The 2535-nt window shown below is 72.6% G+C and carries 4 protein-coding genes and 1 pseudogene; all 5 read left to right on the top strand.

Annotated features, from left to right (window positions below; translation table 11 throughout):
- Positions 1–430, top strand: a pseudogene (locus tag ACFU99_RS40610) (hypothetical protein); the annotation flags it as partial.
- Positions 427–618: a hypothetical protein gene (locus ACFU99_RS40615; RefSeq protein ID WP_384402894.1), complete on the top strand. Its 192-nt coding sequence runs from the start codon at positions 427–429 to the stop codon at positions 616–618. The pseudogene ACFU99_RS40610 and the gene ACFU99_RS40615, both read left to right, overlap by 4 nt.
- Positions 619–708: 90 nt before the next feature.
- Positions 709–942 (top strand): hypothetical protein, encoded by a 234-nt coding sequence (locus tag ACFU99_RS40620; protein ID WP_384402897.1) that lies wholly within the window; start codon positions 709–711, stop codon positions 940–942.
- Positions 943–1226: 284 nt separating this feature from the next.
- Complete coding sequence (gene mobC, locus ACFU99_RS40625; RefSeq protein WP_384402900.1) at positions 1227–1571, top strand: plasmid mobilization relaxosome protein MobC; 345 nt, start codon at positions 1227–1229, stop codon at positions 1569–1571.
- A gap of 76 nt (positions 1572–1647) precedes the next feature.
- The coding region (locus ACFU99_RS40630; RefSeq protein WP_384402903.1) for a relaxase/mobilization nuclease domain-containing protein at positions 1648–2535 on the top strand (888 nt) is incomplete at its 3' end.

The following is a 2535-nucleotide window of genomic DNA, read 5'->3' on the forward strand; positions in this document are numbered from 1 at the left end:
GGCCCCGGAAACGGACCGGGGACCGAGGGGCGGCGAGTCGGGGACCGAACCCACCGGGGACCGGGGACCGAACGGCGCCGACACGGGGACCGGTCCCGCCGGGGACCGGGGACACAAGGCCCCCCTGCGCCGGAAGCCCACCCCGAAGAGCAAGGGCAAACGGGGCGGCCGGTCCCGCACCCCGCAGACGCAGCGTCCCCCGCGCGAGCCGGAGGAATCCGTGGAGCATCTCGTGGCGCAGGTCCGTCCCCACGTCCCCGCGCTGCTCGCGCGGGACGGCAACGAGAGCGTCACCCGGGTCCAGCTGCGGGAGATCCTGCGCCGCGAAGGACTCCAGGGCGGCCGCAACGAACGCCTGAGCCTCGTCCTGCAGCACCTGCGCAGCGAGGACGACACCACGAAGCCGAAGCCAAGGAGTACCGCCCGATGAAGCCCTGCCCCCGATTCATGTCCCTGCGCGCGGAGTACGAGCGGGAGATCGGTTTCCTGAGCGCGCACTCCCAGCGGCACGCCGGCAGGCCGTCGGCGAAGGCCAGCGCGACGTACGCCGCGGCGACGAAGGCGCGGATGGCCCGGGCGCTCAGCGGCCACGTCGGGCGCTGCCCCGAGTGCGCCTGAACCCGCAAAGCAGCAGCACACACCCTTCATCCACTGCGGGTGGCCCGGCTCCGTGCCGGACCACCACCCCTTATCACCAAGGAGTTCGCCATGACGCATGCAGCCGCGCCCGGCCCGTGCGAAGACCGCCTGGTCTGGGCCTTCCTGCACACCTTCCTCCAGTACGGACTGCTCCATTCGGCGGTCGACGGTCCGTCGGGCCAGTGGTTCGTCCAAGTCGGCGCCGGTCAGCGGATCCATCACCTGACCGGCGCGGAGGACGCCTTCGGCTTCGTCCTCGACATCTTGGAGATCGTCCACGACACGCAGGGCGGTGCCCGATGACGAACCCGCGCGAGAACGGCACCACCCCGGAACCTGAGCGGGACATCAACTCGGTTGCGGGGCGAGCAAGTTATCCGCCAAGACCGTCTTCCCCATCGGGGAAGACGGCCCCGGCGCACCCCGCCCCCAAGTGGACAGGGCCGGACCAGCACCGGGGGGCGCGGGTCCGGGAAGCAGCGACCGAGGGCGGATCGCAGCAGGAGAAGCAGACATCGCGACGCCAACGCCGCGACGCGACGAAGAGCGTGCGCAAGCGCTCGCCGAAGTCCGGCGCTGAGAAACGCGTGCACGTGATCTACGTCCGCCTCAACAGCACCGAGAAGAACACCCTCACCGCCGCAGCCACCATCACGCGAACGAGCCTGCCCGCCTTCCTCGCCCGCAGCGGCCTCGCCGCCGCCCACGACCTCGACCACACCGCCGCCGCCATCGCCGGCCACCGCGACCTGGTCGCCGAACTCTTCGCCGCCCGCCGACACCTCGGCCAGGTCGGCAACAACCTCAACCAGGTCGCCCGCGCCATCAACTCCGGCGGCCAGCCCACCGAGATCGACGCGGTCGTCGCCGCGGTCCAGCGCACGGTGACCCGCGTGCAGGCCGCCACCGACCGACTGCTGCAACAACCCTGACCGCGCAACCCGCCCGGCCCACGAGCCCCCCTTCCCGGCGGCCCTCCCCGTTGACCACTCGGCCCAGGACAGCAGCATGATCCCCAAGATCCACCAGCGCGGCCGGCGCACCATCGGCCTCCTGTACTACCTGTACGGGCCGGGCAAGCTGGAGGAGCACACCGACCCGCACCTGGTCGCCTCCTGGGACCACAACGCCCCCGACCCCGGCCGCGATGAGGCCGCGACCCTCCAGCAGCTCGGGCAGCTCCTGGACCAGCCCGTCGACAACGTCGACCCGAAACATCGGCCGAAGAAGCAGGTGTGGCACCTGTCCGTCCGCAACGGCGCCGAGGACCGGCGGCTGACGGATGAGGAGTGGGGCGACATCGCCCGGCGCATGGTCGCCGCCGCCGGCATCGACGACCCCACACAGGGCGCGGGCTGCCGGTGGGCGGCCATCCGGCACGCCGACGACCACATCCACATCGTCGCCACCCTCGTCCAGGAGGACGGCTACAAACCCGGTCTCGACAACGACGCCGCCCGTGTCCAGAACCAGGCCCGCGCCCTCGAAGCGGAGCTGGGCCTGCGCCGCCTCCACCGCGGCGACGGTACCGCCGCGAAGCGCCCCACCAGCGCCGAGCGCCACAAGGCGAAGCGTCAGGGCCGCGAGCGCACCGCGCGCGAGGAACTGCGCGAGACCGTACGCCGCGCCGCGGCCGGCACCACGAGTGAGGCGGAGTTCTTCGAGCGGCTGGCCGCCGCCGGCCTGCTGATCCGCAAGCGCGCCGCCCCCTCCGGTGACCTCCTCGGCTACAAGGTGGCCCTGCCCGACGACCGCAACAAGGACAACGACCCCGTCTTCTACCCCGGCGCGCGCCTCGCCCCCGACCTGTCCCTGCCCCGGATACGAGAACGCTGGTCCGCCGATAACCTCGCCCCGGCCCCGTCGGTCCAGGCCCCCGGCCGCGCTGCGCCGGGC

The sequence above is a fragment of the Streptomyces sp. NPDC057654 genome (assembly GCF_042800135.1).
GTDB lineage: Bacteria > Actinomycetota > Actinomycetes > Streptomycetales > Streptomycetaceae > Streptomyces.